Source organism: Streptomyces sp. NPDC048389 (genome assembly GCF_040706335.1).
GTDB lineage: Bacteria > Actinomycetota > Actinomycetes > Streptomycetales > Streptomycetaceae > Streptomyces.
The window spans coordinates 43,237-57,937 of record NZ_JBEZKP010000048.1 but is presented as its reverse complement, the minus strand read 5'-3'; the positions used below and the strand labels follow the sequence as shown (position 1 = coordinate 57,937).

At 72.0% G+C, this 14,701-nt stretch carries 10 protein-coding genes and 2 pseudogenes; 3 read left to right on the top strand and 9 right to left on the bottom strand.

What is annotated here, in order from left to right; translation table 11 throughout:
* Window positions 1–108, top strand: a pseudogene (locus AB0903_RS26600) (ATP-binding protein); the annotation flags it as partial.
* Window positions 109–348: 240 nt separating this feature from the next.
* Here the strand turns inward: AB0903_RS26600 and AB0903_RS26595 are convergent.
* The gene (locus AB0903_RS26595; RefSeq protein WP_366706947.1) at window positions 349–558 is read right to left on the bottom strand and encodes an acyl-CoA carboxylase subunit epsilon; all 210 of its coding nucleotides are present in this window, start codon (window positions 556–558) and stop codon (window positions 349–351) included.
* A gap of 26 nt (window positions 559–584) precedes the next feature.
* The gene (locus AB0903_RS26590) at window positions 585–2,168 is read right to left on the bottom strand and encodes an acyl-CoA carboxylase subunit beta (protein WP_366706945.1); all 1,584 of its coding nucleotides are present in this window, start codon (window positions 2,166–2,168) and stop codon (window positions 585–587) included.
* Between the two features lie 712 nt (window positions 2,169–2,880).
* On the opposite strand from AB0903_RS26590, the gene AB0903_RS26585 reads away from it, so the two are divergent.
* Window positions 2,881–3,501, top strand: a complete 621-nt coding sequence (locus AB0903_RS26585; RefSeq protein ID WP_366706943.1) for a YceI family protein — start codon at window positions 2,881–2,883, stop codon at window positions 3,499–3,501.
* Window positions 3,502–3,597: 96 nt separating this feature from the next.
* On the opposite strand, the pseudogene AB0903_RS26580 reads toward AB0903_RS26585, so the two are convergent.
* The 7 genes and pseudogenes from AB0903_RS26580 to ureA form a co-directional block, all read right to left on the bottom strand.
* Window positions 3,598–4,733 (bottom strand): annotated as a pseudogene (locus tag AB0903_RS26580) (S8 family serine peptidase); the annotation flags it as partial.
* A complete protein-coding gene (locus tag AB0903_RS26575; protein ID WP_366706941.1) occupies window positions 4,618–6,000 on the bottom strand; it encodes a hypothetical protein in 1,383 nt (460 codons plus the stop codon). The pseudogene AB0903_RS26580 and the gene AB0903_RS26575, both read right to left, overlap by 116 nt.
* 412 nt (window positions 6,001–6,412) lie before the next feature.
* A complete protein-coding gene (gene cimA, locus AB0903_RS26570; protein ID WP_366706939.1) occupies window positions 6,413–8,032 on the bottom strand; it encodes a citramalate synthase in 1,620 nt (539 codons plus the stop codon).
* 742 nt (window positions 8,033–8,774) lie between these two features.
* Entirely contained in the window at window positions 8,775–9,329 is a 555-nt protein-coding gene (locus AB0903_RS26565) for a TetR/AcrR family transcriptional regulator (RefSeq protein ID WP_366706949.1), read from the bottom strand.
* Window positions 9,330–9,439: 110 nt separating this feature from the next.
* Window positions 9,440–10,456 (bottom strand): agmatine deiminase family protein, encoded by a 1,017-nt coding sequence (locus tag AB0903_RS26560; protein WP_366706937.1) that lies wholly within the window; start codon window positions 10,454–10,456, stop codon window positions 9,440–9,442.
* An 11-nt stretch (window positions 10,457–10,467) separates the two neighbouring features.
* Window positions 10,468–12,150 carry an urease subunit alpha gene (locus AB0903_RS26555; RefSeq protein ID WP_366706935.1) on the bottom strand — a complete coding sequence of 561 codons (1,683 nt, stop codon included), beginning with the start codon at window positions 12,148–12,150 and terminating at the stop codon, window positions 10,468–10,470.
* Window positions 12,150–12,836 carry an urease subunit gamma gene (gene ureA, locus AB0903_RS26550; protein ID WP_366706933.1) on the bottom strand — a complete coding sequence of 229 codons (687 nt, stop codon included), beginning with the start codon at window positions 12,834–12,836 and terminating at the stop codon, window positions 12,150–12,152. The genes AB0903_RS26555 and ureA overlap by 1 nt, the downstream gene beginning before the upstream one ends.
* Window positions 12,837–12,975: 139 nt before the next feature.
* Between ureA and AB0903_RS26545 the strand changes: the two genes are divergently transcribed.
* Entirely contained in the window at window positions 12,976–14,448 is a 1,473-nt protein-coding gene (locus AB0903_RS26545; protein ID WP_366706931.1) for a cytosine permease, read from the top strand.
* Window positions 14,449–14,701 lie beyond the last annotated feature (253 nt).

Genomic DNA, 14,701 nt, shown 5'->3' with positions numbered 1-14,701 from the left:
ATCGGCCCCGACACCCCCATCATCACCACCGACGCCCGCCACCGCGCCGACGCCAAGAGCGCCCTCATCACACTCGTCGAACACGCACTCATGGCGCGTCTGCGGTAGGACGCGTCGGCGGGCTGGGCTTCCCTGTCCTCGCCCTCCCCGCGACACGCCCCCGAGGGCTCCCTGTGGAGCCCTCGGGGGCTTTCCGTTGCCCCAGGGGCGAGGCGGCGTGGGGCCCGTCCGTTGCCCTGGGGGGCGAGGCGGCGTGCTGATCGGGGGCGGGGGTTGGGGCGGGGCGCGGCCCGCACAGGCGTGAGGCCCCGCACACGGTCGTGTGCGGGGCCTCACGGGGTCAGGGCGTCAGCCCTGCCAGCTGTGGGAGGGCTGGAAGCCGCGCTGGCGCTCCAGACGGCGCCAGCCGGCCGTGGTGCGGCCGCGGTGCGCCGGGGCCGTGTCGGGCTGGGCGGCCGCGCGGGCCATCAGGACGGCGGTGATGGCGGCCAGTTCCTCGGGGTCGGCGTGCCCCTTCTCGACACGGAGGAGGGAGGAGGGATCGGTAGGAGTGCTCATGGTCGGGCTCCAGTCCAGTCGCAGGGTCACTGCGGGGGGTTGCCGTGCTTGCGGGACGGCAGGTCGGCGTGCTTGGTGCGCAGCATCGCGAGGGAGGCGATGAGGACCGACCGGGTCTCGGCCGGGTCGATGACGTCGTCGACGAGGCCGCGTTCCGCCGCGTAGTACGGGTGCATGAGTTCGGCCTTGTACTCCTTGACCATGCGGGCGCGCATCGCCTCGGGGTCCTCCGCGTCGGCGATCTGGCGGCGGAAGATGACGTTCGCCGCGCCTTCCGCGCCCATGACCGCGATCTCGTTCGTCGGCCAGGCGTAGGTCAGGTCCGCGCCGATGGACTGGGAGTCCATGACGATGTAGGCGCCGCCGTACGCCTTCCGCAGGATCAGCGAGATACGGGGGACGGTGGCGTTGCAGTAGGCGTACAGGAGCTTGGCGCCGTGGCGGATGATGCCGCCGTGTTCCTGGTCGACGCCGGGCAGGAAGCCGGGCACGTCGAGCAGGGTGAGGATCGGGATGTTGAACGCGTCGCACATCTGCACGAAGCGGGCGGCCTTCTCCGACGCCTCGATGTCGAGCACTCCGGCGAGGGACTGCGGCTGGTTGGCGACGATGCCGACGACCTGGCCGTCGAGGCGGGCGAAGGCGCAGATGATGTTGCGGGCCCAGCGTTCGTGGACCTCGAGGTATTCGCCGTCGTCGACGAGTTCCTCGATCACCTTCGCCATGTCGTAGGGCCGGTTGCCGTCCGCGGGAACCAGGTCGAGCAGCACGTCCGACCGGCGGTCGGCCGGGTCGTCACACGAAACCGTGGGCGGGTTCTCCCTGTTGTTGGAGGGCAGCAGCGACAGGAGGAAGCGGACCTCGGCGATGCAGGTCTCCTCGTCGTCGTACGCGAAGTGCGCCACGCCCGACGTCTCGGCATGCACATCGGCACCGCCCAGCCCGTTCTGCGTGATCTCCTCGCCGGTGACCGCCTTGACCACGTCCGGACCGGTGATGAACATCTGCGACGTCTCACGCACCATGAACACGAAGTCCGTCAGTGCGGGACTGTAGGCCGCACCGCCCGCACACGGGCCCAGCATCACCGAGATCTGCGGGATCACACCCGACGCACGGGTGTTGCGCTGGAAGATGCCGCCGTAACCCGCCAGCGCGCTGACACCCTCCTGGATCCGGGCGCCGGCACCGTCGTTCAGGGACACCAGCGGCGCACCCGCCGCGATCGCCATGTCCATGATCTTGTGGATCTTGGTCGCGTGCGCCTCACCCAGCGCGCCGCCGAAGATCCGGAAATCATGCGCGTACACGAAGACCGTCCGGCCCTCCACCGTGCCCCAGCCGGTGATGACACCATCGGTGTGCGGCTTCTTCGCCTCCAGCCCGAAACCCGTCGCCCGGTGCCGCCGAAGCTGCTCGACCTCACGGAACGACCCCTCGTCCAACAACAGGGCGATCCGCTCCCGGGCCGTCAGCTTGCCCTTCGCGTGCTGCGCCTCGGTGGCCTTCTCACTCGGCCCCCGCAGCGCCTGCTCGCGGATCTCGTGCAGCTCGGCCACCCGGCCACGTGCGTCGCTCGGCTCGCTGGTGGTCTCGTCCAAAACGGTCATGCATCGACCCTACGGATCGCACCAAGGAAACCCCGCCGTTGACTCTGTACAGTCTCCTGCCGGTTCTCCTGTGGGACTTGCACAGAACCATTTCCCACAGAACGCCAACCGCCAGCTCAGGCGGGTGGCGCTTTGTTGAGGTTCGACAAGCACGACGGCCCGAGAGCCACGCCACAGCCACGCCGACCCGTGTGCGCCGCCCGGGTTAATCCGGGGGCGGCCCCACCGTACCGGGCCGCACACCGGAGGCGATCGGGCCCGGCAGCGGAACCGGGCGACTCCCCCGTCGGCCTGGTCGTTGCCTGACGGCTCGATTCGGGGTGCGGCGCACAGGCGGACCTCGCACGCCGCGCCGTCATGGTCGACCGGTGCGGTGCCGGCCTCCGGCGCCGCGCCCGTCATCAGCTCGAAGCAGCGCCGACGAAGGCGAACGCCGGGTGCCGGGCAGTCCGGCGGCCGCCACGCGTCGCCGATTCACATCCGTCGGTGAGCGCCGGGGTCCGAGCCCTCGCATTCCGGAGCAGCCCGTGCGGGCGTCCGGTCCGGGTGGCCGGACGCCCGCACGTCGCGCCAAGGGGCAGCACGGGACGCGAGGGAGCGACCCGGTCAAGATGTTGAATGTTGAACGGAATGGGGCTACAGTCAAAGTCGTTGAAGCTTGAACAACAGCGCGGGGAGCTCCCCCGGCGCCCGTCCCCCGCAAGGAGCAGTCATGGGCCTCTTCAACCGCAAGACCGACATCGCCGACACCACCACCGCCGTCGCCACCGTGGACCCCGCACTCGCGGCGCTGACCGGTGAGTACACCATCGACCCGGCGCACAGCAGCATCGGATTCACCGTCAGGCACGCGATGGTCACCAACGTCCGCGGCAGCTTCGGCCGCCACGAGGGCACCCTGCGCCTCGACGGCACGGACCCGTCCCGCTCCTCCGCCTCGATCGACGTCGACATCGCGTCCGTCGACACGGGTATCGCGGACCGCGACGGCCACCTCCGCAGCGCCGACTTCTTCGACGCGGAGAACTTCCCGAAGATGACGTTCCGCTCCACCGGTGCCGAGCAGTTGGGCGGCGACAGGTACCGGATCACCGGTGACCTGACGATCAAGGACGTCACGCGTCCGCTCGCCATCGACCTGGAGTTCCAGGGTGCGGCCACCGACGTCTACGGCAACGAGCGCGTCGGATTCGAGGGCGGCGCCGAGATCCTGCGCTCCGACTGGGGTCTGACCTGGAACGCGGCACTGGAGGCCGGTGGCGTGATGGTCAGCGACAAGGTCAGGCTGGCCTTCGACATCTCCGCGATCAAGGCCGCCGTTCCGGCCGCCTGACCGAACGCGCGTACGGACCGCCACGGCGGGGCCGGGGAGTCCCCCGGCCCCGCCGGCGTACGTCGCGCCCCGGGCGCTGCCGGGGGCGGCGGATCGGAGTCCGCCGGTGTGGAGCAGGCGGTTGGGCGAGCCGGGGCGGATACCGGTCACCACATCCTTGATCGACTTGTCGACCAGCCAACGCGCCACCTCCGTCGCGGTGGCGGTCGGGTGCTCCGAGTTGTACAAGGCGGCGACGCCCGCGACGTGCGGGGACGCCATCGAGGTGCCGTTCAGCGAGACGCTGCCGCCGCCGAACGCGGCCGACTCGATCGAGGCACCGGGGGCATAGAGCGCCAGGCAGCCGCCGAAGGCGGAGAAGTCGGTCTCCTGGTCGAAGGAATTGGTCGCGCCGACGGTGAGCACACGCTCCGCGGACGCGGGAGAGACGTTGCAGGCGTTCTGCGCCTCGTTGCCGGCCGCGACGACCGGCAGGACCCCGCTGTCGGCAAGCGCGTCGGCCGCGCTGTTCACGGCGGTGGACCTGCCGCCGCCGAGCGAGGCGTTGAGCACGGCGGCTGCACGGCGTTGGCCGCCACCCAGTCCATCCCGGCGATGACCCCCGACACGGTGCCTCCGCCCTCGCAGTCGAGCACACGGACGCTCACCAGCGACGCCTTGGTGGCCACGCCATAGGTCCTGCCTCCGACGGTGCCCGCGACATGGGTGCCGTGACCCTGGCAGTCCTGGCCGCGGCGCCCGTCCCCGACGGCGTCGTAGCCGAAGGTGGCCCGGCCGCCGAACTCACCGTGCGCGTAGTCGATGCCGGTGTCGAGGATGTACGCGTTGACGCCCTGGCCGCTGCCGGCCGCGATGAAGCTGCTGTCGAGCGGCAGTTCCCGCTGGTCGAACCGGTCGAGGCCCCAGGACGCGGCCGGGGCGAGCGACGCGGGGGCGCCGTCGGCCTTGACGGTGGCGTCCTCCTCGACGGCCACGACTCCGGGCATCAGCCGGATCTGCCGCAGCTGCTCGCGGGTCAGCGTAATGGATTCTTACTGCCCGTAGCGAAGTTCCGTCGTAGGCCCACACGGTTGCCGTACAGGCGTCCCCAGGGGTCCGTCCCGGTGGCCCGCGGCCCTAGAAACCGCCGCCGTCGAAACCACCACCGAAGCCGCCGCCGCCGAAGCCGCCGCCGCCGCCGCCCCAGTCGCCACCGCCTCCGCCTCCGCCGAAGTCGGACGTGTTGAAGTCACCGCCCGAGACGTCGCCGCCGCCGTATTCACCGCCGCCGAACTCGCCGGCGCCGTAGTCGGCCGCGTAGGCAGGGGTGGCGAGCATGTGGCCGAGCATCGTGCCCATGAGCAGGCCGGGAAGGATGCCGCCGCCGAAGTAGCCGCCTGCCCAGGGGCCGTACGCGGGCCCGGCCTCCCAGTAGGGGCGGCGGCCGTAGCCGGTCTCGACGGTGCGGGCCATCGGATCCCGGCCCTCCTCGACGCGTGCCGCGTCCTCGGCGCACGCGGGGATGTCACGGGCGGTACCACCGGCCGGAGCCCAGGAGATGTCCTTGACCGAGAGGCCGTGGCGGGGGTCGAAGAAGCAGGGCGCGCGGCGCTCCGGCAGGGGCAGCCCCTCACGGCGGGCGGCCAGGACGGCGAGCGAGAACCGGCCGTCGTCCAGGGCTTCGGTGACCCCGCGGACGTCGCCGGGGTGCTGTGCGGCGCCCATCCGGGACTTGGCGGTGTCGTACGAGTCGAGGGCGCGCTCGTAGTCGGCGCGCATGGCGTCGTCCGCACCCTTCTCCGAGGGATGGAAGTCCAGCCGGTCGAGTTCCTCGCCGAAGGCGGTGATGTCCTCGTCGACGACGACCCGGAGCTGCTCGAGGGCCGCCCGCTCCTCCTCCGCCTTGCGGCGACGCCTGGTGCGGACGATCGCGTAGGCGCCGGCGCCGCCCGCGGCCGCGAGACCGCCGAGGACGATCAGGCCCGCACCGGTGTCGTCGCCGTCACCGGAGCCGGGGTTCCAGGAGGCCGGTGCGCTGCCCCTGACCTGGGGCAGGGCCTGGTCCACGAAGTTCTCGAGCTGGGTGGCCGCGTCGACCGGTCCGCCGCCCTTCACCGCGCTGGTCAGGTTGTCGACAATCCGGCCCGGCATCACGACCGAGTCGGCCCCGGCGTCGAAGCCGTCACCGAGCCGCACCGCGTACAGGCCGGTGACACCGGTCTCGGTGCGCAGGTTGCGCAGCAGGTCGTCGGGCGGGAACTCCGAGGTCTCCGGCAGCACCGCCACGAAGACCGGCTTGTCCGCCTCCTCGATCCGGTTCGCCAGAGCGTCCGCCTCGGCACGTGGCACCTGATCGGCCATCGCCGGGTGGACGTAGACCGGGCCCTGTTTCAGGGCGTCGGCGGCATCCGACAGTCCCGATGCCGTGACCGCCGCGCCGGACGCGGGGGCAAGGATCAGGAGCAGGAACAGGGTCAGCCCCGAGAGGGCCGACACAAACGTGAACGGCCGTATCCTCATACCATGAAGGTACTCCAACCGGGTCAATCGGGGCATCCGTCCGGCCGGAGGAACGACTCGGCGGCGGCATCGGTCCGGCGGGTAACGCCGCGGGGTCGTGTGATCGGCCCGCCCGGCAGACGGCGGCCGGCTCGACGACCTCTCCACGGCCGGCCGGTGAGCGGCAGGGGTCGACCCCGGCGGAGGGCTTCGCCGATGCCTCCGTGCCGTCCTGGCCGATCCGCTCCCGGACGATCAGCCGTGCCGAGCCGATCACCCTCCTGATCCGCTCGGGCCCGCCCTGACCGGTCACCGGGAGGAACCCGGGCGGGGCGGGCGCGGGGCTGGACGGGGCGGGGCTCGACGGGGTGGGGCGGGCGGGGCGGCGGACCGGGCCGCCCCGCTGTCGGGCTACTCCGGCGGTGCTGCCCGGCTACTCCGTCGGTTCGATGCCGGCGCGCAGCAGGCCGTAGGTGTACGCGTCCTCCAGCGCCTGCCAGGACGCGGCGATGATGTTGTCCGCGACGCCGACCGTGGCCCATTCGCCGGTGCCGTCGCCGGTCGTGATGAGCACGCGGGTGGTGGAGCCGGTACCGTGGCGGCCCTCGAGGATGCGGACCTTGTAGTCGATCAACTCGAACTTCGCGAGCTGCGGGTAGATCTTCTCCAGCCCCACCCGCATCGCCCGGTCCAGGGCGTTGACCGGGCCGTTGCCCTCCGCCGTCGCGACGATGCGCTCGCCCTTGGCCCACAGCTTCACCGTGGCCTCGTTGGCGTGGGTCCCGTCGGGGCGGTCCTCGACGATCGCCCGCCAGGACTCGGTCCGGTAGTAGCGGCGGGCCCTGCCCTCCGCCTCCGCGCGCAGCAGCAGCTCGAAGGACGCGTCGGCGGCCTCGTACGTGTATCCCTGGAGCTCGCGCTCCTTGACCCGCTCGACGACCCGGCCGACCAGCTCGCGGTCGTCACCGAGGTCGATGCCCAGTTCCTTGCCCTTCAGCTCGATCGAGGCGCGGCCCGCCATGTCGGAGACGAGCATCCTCATGGTGTTCCCGACGAGTTCGGGGTCGATGTGCTGGTACAGATCCGGGTCGACCTTGATCGCGGACGCGTGCAGACCGGCTTTGTGGGCGAAGGCGGAGACACCCACGTAAGGCTGATGGGTGGAGGGTGTGAGGTTGACGACCTCCGCGACGGCGTGGGAGATACGGGTCATCTCCGCGAGCGCGCCGTCGGGCAGGACCTTCTTGCCGTACTTGAGTTCCAGGGCGGCGACGACGGGGAACAGGTTGGCGTTACCGACCCGCTCGCCGTAGCCGTTGGCCGTGCACTGGACGTGCGTGGCGCCGGCGTCGACGGCGGCCAGGGTGTTGGCGACGGCGCACCCTGTGTCGTCCTGGGCGTGGATACCGAGGCGGGCGCCGGTGTCGGCGAGCACGGTGGAGACCACGGCCTGCACCTGGGCGGGCAGCATCCCGCCGTTGGTGTCGCACAGGACGACGACGTCGGCACCGGCCTCGTGAGCGGTCCGCACAACGGCCTTGGCGTACTCGGGGTTCGCGCGGTAACCGTCGAAGAAGTGCTCGCAGTCGACGAACACGCGGCGGCCCTGCTCGCACAGGTACGAGACGGTGTCGCGGACCATCGCCAGGTTCTCGTCGAGCGTGGTGCGCAGCGCCAGTTCGACATGGCGGTCGTGCGACTTGGCGACCAGTGTGATCACCGGCGCGCCGGAGTCCAGGAGCGCCTTGACCTGGGGGTCGTCGCTCGCCTTGGCGCCCGCGCGGCGCGTCGCGCCGAAGGCGACGAGCTTCGCGTGCCGGAAGTCGATCTCCTGCCGGGCACGGGAGAAGAACTCGGTGTCCCGCGGGTTCGCCCCCGGCCAGCCGCCCTCGATGAAGCCGACGCCGAAATCGTCCAGGTGCCGGGCGATGGTCAGCTTGTCCGCGACCGTGAGATTGATGCCCTCACGCTGGGCGCCGTCGCGCAGCGTCGTGTCGAAGACATGGAAACCGTCGTCGGCCCGCCGATCGTGGGCGCCTGCGTTGGTGGTCATGCTGTCCTGACTCCTGTCGGATGAGTGGCTCCGGAATGTCTGGCTCCACTTGCCCCCATCATCACGCGCCGCTCGCCTTCGGCCGAGGGTGAGGCCGTAAAACGAAAAAACCCCTCGCGGGTGCGAGAGGTCTGCGCGCGGGTCTGGGGCACGGTGCCGCCTGCCGCGGGATTGCTGTCCACGGGTCAGCGGTCACTGCGGACCGGCGCGCTGTTGCCGATAATCATGGCGAACGAGAGCACGGAGGCAGTGTGCCACAGCTTCATCGCGGCCTGGACACCGGTCTCACGATGCGGTCGGCCCGGCGGGTCCGCTGTGCGGGGCGAGCGTTGCCGTGCCGCGCGTGGCGCGAGCGGGACCGCCGCGCGGGGCCGTTCCCCACCTCGCCCCTTCCCGAAACCGGGGCTCCGTCCCGGACCCGTTTCCGGGACTCACCCCTTGGGCCTGGTGGCCCGGGGGACCCACCACCGGACGCCCGCGCCTCAAACGCCGGCGGGGCCTGCGTTGGCCGGCACATCCAGCCCGAGGTATCCAGCCCGAGGTATCCAGCCCGGCCCGGGGCCCGCTCCCCACGGCCGCCAGGCCGTGCGGAAGTGCGAGGCCACCGCGCGAAGCGCGGTACCGGGTCCGCCGGGCGGAGCCCGGTTCGGGAAAGGGACGAAGCGCGGCACCGCGTCCCGGCAGAGCCCGGCACGGGAAGGCGAAGCGCCCGCCGCGGTAGCCACGGACCCGAACCGCCCCGTCATCGCAGCAACCCGTCCCCCACGAACTCCGCTACGTGCGCCAGCACCTGCTCGCGGCCCGTCCCCGGTATGCCCACGGCGACATGCACGCTGAAGCCGTCCAGGAGCGCCCGCAGCCTCGCCGCGAACCGGTCGGGGTCCACCGCGCGGAACTCCCCGCGGGAGACGCCCTCCGCGAGGAGCGCCACCAGGTCCCGGTGCCAGGCACCTTCGATCGCGGCCTGGCGGCCGTGCATGTCGGCGTCCGCGTTCTGCGAGCGGTTCCAGACCTCGAGCCACAGCATCCAGTGCGGGTCGCGCGGCCCGTCGGGGACGTACAGGTCGATGTACGCGTCGAGCCGTTCACGGGCCGGTGCCTGCCGGGACAGCAGCGCACTGCGCTGCGCACCGAGGCGGCCCTCGCTCCACTCCAGGGTCTGCAGCAGCAGCTCGTCCTTGCTGCCGAAGTAGTAGAGGAGGTGCCCACTGCTCATCCCGACCTGCCGGCCGAGACCGGCCATGGTCAGCCCGTCGAGCCCGCGCTCGGCGATGGTGGCCATGGCGGCGGCGAGCAGCGCCTCGCGCGGCGGTGCGGACTGGTTGCGGCGCCGGGGGCCGGCGGGGCTGGAGCTGGTCACTCGTACGTTCTACCGGATCCGTGTCCCGGGGCGTCGGCGGCCCGGAGTCAGACCCGGGGCTGCTGCTGGGTGATGCAATGAACGCCGCCGCCGCCCGCGAAGATCGCCCGTGCGTCGACCAGAGTGACCGTCCGCTCGGGGAAGAGCCGCCGGAAGATGCCCGCCGCGATCTCGTCCCGGGGGTCGTCGAAGCCGCACAGCACCACGCCGCCGTTGCAGAGGTAGTGGTTGATGTACGAGTAGTCGACCCATTCCCCGTCGTCGTCGACGAGGACCGTCGGTGCGGGGACCTCGACGACCTCCAGGCGGCGGCCTCTGGCGTCCGTCTGGGCGGAGAGCAGGGCGACGTTGGCCTTGCACGGTTCGTGGTCGGGGTGGGACGGGTCGGGCTGGGTGTGGACGACGACGACGCCCGGACGGGCGAAGGCCGCGACGATGTCGACGTGGCCCCGGGTGCCGTACATCCCGTAGTCGCCGCTCAGGCCCCGCGGCAGCCAGATCGCCTTCTTCGTGCCGAGCCGGGCGTGGATCTCCGCCTCGACCTCCGCGCGGGACCATCCGGGGTTGCGCTCGGGACCGAGCTGGACCGTGTCGGTGAGCAGGACGGTGCCCTCGCCGTCGACGTGGATCGCGCCGCCCTCGTTGACCAGCGGAGAGGGGTGTACGGGGACACCCGCGAGGTCCGCGACATGACGGGCGATCTTGGAGTCGTGCTCCCAACGCGCCCAGTCCGCCGCGCCCCAGCCGTTGAACACCCAGTCGACGGCGGCCAGCGCGGAGCCGTCGGTGACGAAGGTGGGGCCGATGTCGCGCATCCAGGCGTCGTCCAGGTCCCGTTCGACGATGTCGATGTCGGGGCCGAGGAGGTCGCGGGCAGAGTCGGACTGGCCCGTACCGGCGACGACGGTCACCGGCTCGAAGCGCCGCACCGCGCGGGCCACCGACGCCCAGGCCGTACGGGCCCCCAGCAGCTCCGCGTCGTCGGTGAACGTCGGGTTGGGACCGGGCCAGGCCATCCAGGTGCGCTCGTGCGGGGCCCACTCCGGGGGCATACGGAAGCTCATCGAAGGCATCCTCAGAGGAAGTAGAGGCGGTTGAGGGAGATCGACTCGGCGGGCTCGGAGCGGATCGGGTCGCCGTCGAGGGTGACGAGACCCGTACGGCCGTCCACGGACACGTCCCCGAGGCGGGAGTTGAGCAGCAGGTCGCGGGGGCCGATGCCGCGGGTGCCGCGTACGGCGACCCGGCGGCGCCTGGTGGGCATCAGATCGGAGCCGGCGTCGACCGCGGCCTGTGCCACGAAGGCGACCGAGATGTCGGCCGGTGTCGCCCCGTACGCGCCGAACTGAGGGCCGAGGACGAGTGGTTCGCAGGTGTCCGTCGCCGCGTTCGGGTCGCCGACCACCCCGTACGCGGGGAAGCCGGACTTCAGCACCAGTTGCGGCTTCGCGCCGAAGAACTCGGGCCGCCACAGCACGATGTCGGCCATCTTGCCGACCTCGATGGACCCGATCTCGTGCGCGAGGCCGTGGGCCAGGGCCGGGTTGATGGTCAGCTTCGCCATGTAGCGCAGGACGCGCGCGTTGTCGTCGTGCGCGCCGTCGCCGTCCATGGGGCCCAGCTCGGCCTTCATCTTCCCGGCCATGGCGAAGGTGCGCCGCACGGTCTCGCCCGCGCGCCCCATGCCCTGCGCGTCGGACGAGGTGATGCCGATCGCGCCGAGGTCGTGCAGCACGTCCTCCGCGCCCATCGTGCCGGACCGGATGCGGTCGCGGGCCATGGCGGCGTCGCCGGGGAGGTCGGTCTTGAGGTCGTGGACGGAGACGATCATGCCGTAGTGCTCGGCGACCGCGTCCCGGCCGAAGGGCAGCGTGGGGTTGGTGGACGAGCCGATGACGTTCGGTACACCGGCCATCTTGAGGACGTTCGGTACGTGCCCGCCGCCGCAGCCCTCGATGTGGAAGGCGTGGATCGTCCGGCCGTCGAGCACGCGCAGGGTGTCCTCGACGGACAGGCATTCGTTGAGGCCGTCGCTGTGCAGGGCCACCTGGACGTCGTGCTCCTCCGCGACCCGCAGCGCGGTGTCGAGCGCCCGGGTGTGCGCGCCCATGTCCTCGTGGACCTTGAACCCGGACGCGCCGCCCTCGGCCAGGGCCTCGACGAGCGGTGCCGGGTCGGAGGACGAGCCGCGCGCCAGGAAGCCGATGTTGACGGGCCAGGCGTCGAAGGCGTTGAAGGCGTGCTTCAGCGCCCATGGAGAGTTGACGCCGACACCCCACACGGGGCCGAACTCCTGGCCGATGACGGTCGTGACGCCGGAGGCGAGCGACGCCTCCATGATCCGCGGGGAGAGCAGATGCACATGCGTGTCGACCGCGCCCGCCGTCGCGATCAGCCCCTCGCCGGAGACGATCGACGTGCCGGTCCCTACGACGACGTCCACGCCGTCGAGGGTGTCCGGGTTCCCGGCCCGCCCGACGGCGTGGATGCGGCCCTCCCGGATGCCGACGGAGACCTTGCGGATGCCCTGGACCGCGTCGATCACCAGGACGTTGCTGATGACGACGTCGCAGGTCTCACGCACGGCGGCGGCCTTCAGGTGCAGGCCGTCGCGGGCGGTCTTGCCGAAGCCGGCCAGGAACTCGTCGCCGGGCTTCTGCGCGTCGGACTCGACCCGGACGACCAGACCGGAGTCGCCGAGGACGACCCGGTCCCCCGCCCGGGGTCCGTGCACGGATGCATACTCGTACGGGTCCATCACTTCTCCTCCGCTCCGAGGTAACCGCAGGCCACAGCCCTGCGCAGGGCCTCTTCCTTGGCTCCGGGGGCGTCCAGCGGGCCGTCCACCAGGCCCGCGAAACCGATGGCGATCCGTTCGCCGCCGATGGGCAGCAGCCCGACCTCCACGTCGCCGCCCGGGTCGAAGCGGACGGAGGACCCTGCCGGGACGGCGAGCCGCATGCCGTACGCCGCGGCGCGGTCGAAGCGGAGCCGCGGGTTGGCCTCGAAGAAGTGGAAGTGCGAGGTGACGCTGACGGGCACGGTGGCGGTGTTGCGCACACCGACCCGTAGCGCGGGCGGGAGGTCGGCGTAGCCGGGACCGGGGAGCAGCGCGCCCGGGGCGCCCGGCCCGGTGGCGGCGCCGCGGATCGGGTCGGAGACGACCGCGAGCCGGGACCCGTCGTCGAAGACGGCCTCCACGTGGACCTCGGTCACCACGTCCGCGACGCCCGGGAGGACGTCGTCCGGCCCGAGGACCGACCGCGCGGCCTCGATGGCTTCGGCGAGCCGACGACCGTCGCGGGCCGCCTCGCAGACGGTGTCCGCGACGAGCGCCGTCGCCTCCGGGACATTGAGCCGCAGGCCCCGGGCTCTGCGTGCCCGCGCCAGCTCGGCGGCGCCGTAGAGCAGCAGCCGGTCGCGCTCGGTCGGGGTCAGTCGCACGTCACCACACCTCCAAGTTTGAACGCCACTCTAACAATGCCTACCCAGGAGCGAAACCATTGACTTCACACGAGGCATGGCTCACATTGAGCAGCACTCAATTAGAGCGCCACTCAAACTACGAAGGTAGGGGCAGCCCATGCCGGTGGAACAGCGCGGAGTCGACACGATCCCGGAGGCGGAGCGCACCAGCACCCCGCGCGATCTCGTCTCGATCCTGCTCGGGTCGAACCTGTGCCTGGGGGTGATCGTCTTCGGCTGGCTGCCGGTCTCCTTCGGGCTCGGCCTGTGGCCGTCAGTGACCTCGGTCGTCGCCGGCACGCTCGTCGGTGTGGCCGTCACCGCCCCGCTGGCCCTCATATCTCTGCGCACCGCGACCAACCTGTCGACGTCCAGCGGCGCGGCCTTCGGCGTGCGCGGCCGTCTCGTCGGCTCCGTCGTCGGCCTGCTGCTCTCGCTCGGTTACACGGCTCTGACGCTGTGGATCGGCGGGGACGTGGTGATCGGGACCCTGGCGCGGCTCGTCGGCCTGCCCACCGGAGGTGTCGCCCACACGCTCGTCTACGCGCTGCTCGCCGCCTGCACCGTCGTCGGCGCCGTGTACGGGTACCGGCTGCTGCTACGTCTCAGCAAGGTTCTGGCCGTCGGCATGACCGCGCTCCTGCTGCTGGGCGTCGTCGCCTACGCCCCGGACCTCACCACGGCCGCGCCGCCGGACACCCCTTACCTGCTGGGCTCGTTCTGGCCGACCTGGGTCCTGTCCGCCGTGGCCGCCGGGCTGAGCGGACCGATCGCCTTCATCACCCTGCTCGGTGACTACACCCGCTACGTCTCGCCGCTGCGCCACACCCCGCGGCGGGTGCTCGTCGCCACCTGCCTGGGCCTGGTGGCCGGGCTGCTCGTCCCCCAGCTCTTCGGTACGTACACGGCGCTGGCGGCCCGCGCCGGGCTCGACTACGCCGGCCCCCTGGTCGCCGCGTCCCCCGCCTGGTACCTCGTCCCGCTGCTGCTCGCCGCGGCGGCCGGATCCGTCGGCAACGCGGGGCTGATGCTGTACTCGATGGGCCTCGACCTCGACGCCATCCTGCCGCGCGCCACCCGCCCCCGGGCAACTCTGGTGGTGGCCGTCGTGGCGACCGCGTTCGTCTTCCTCGGCCACTTCGTGTGGAACGCCCAGTCGGCCATGACCTCGTTCGTGCTGCTGCTCACCGCGGTCGGCACGCCGTGGGCGGTGATCACGCTGACCGCGCACGTCCGCTGCGGCGGCGTCTACGACGCGGAGGCCCTTCAGGTCTACAACCGCCGTGCGCGGGGCGGCATCTACTGGTTCCGCGCCGGCTGGAACGTACAGGCCACGCTGTCGTGGGCGCTCGGCGCGGCGGTGGGGCTGGCGGCGGTCTCCACTCCGCTGTACGAGGGCCCGCTGCTCGCCCTGACCGGCGGGGTGGACTGCAGCTTCGTGCTGTCCGGCCTGGTGGGCGGCCTCGCGTACGCGGCGGTTCGCGCGCCGGCGGCGGGGTCGGCGAGGTCGGCTGCGCCGACGGGGGCGGAGCCGCAGGGGGCGGAAGCGCAGGAGGCGGAGGGTTCGGTGGGCGGGGTCGCGGTGTCGTGACCGCGGTGTCGTGACCGCGGTGTCGTGACCGCGGGTGGAGCCCGCTGCGCGGGGCGCTTCCCCGACCCCACCTCTTCCCGAGCCGGGGCCGCCCCCGGACCCCGTACCGCTCCGGAACTCCGCACCGGGCCCCGTGCCCACCGGGCGGGTATGCCGGGCTTCGCCCGGGCCCGGCACCGCGCTTCGCGCGGTGGCCTCGATCGCCCACTGCGGCGGCCGTAAGCCCTCTCGTCCGGGCCGGAACAGCCACTGC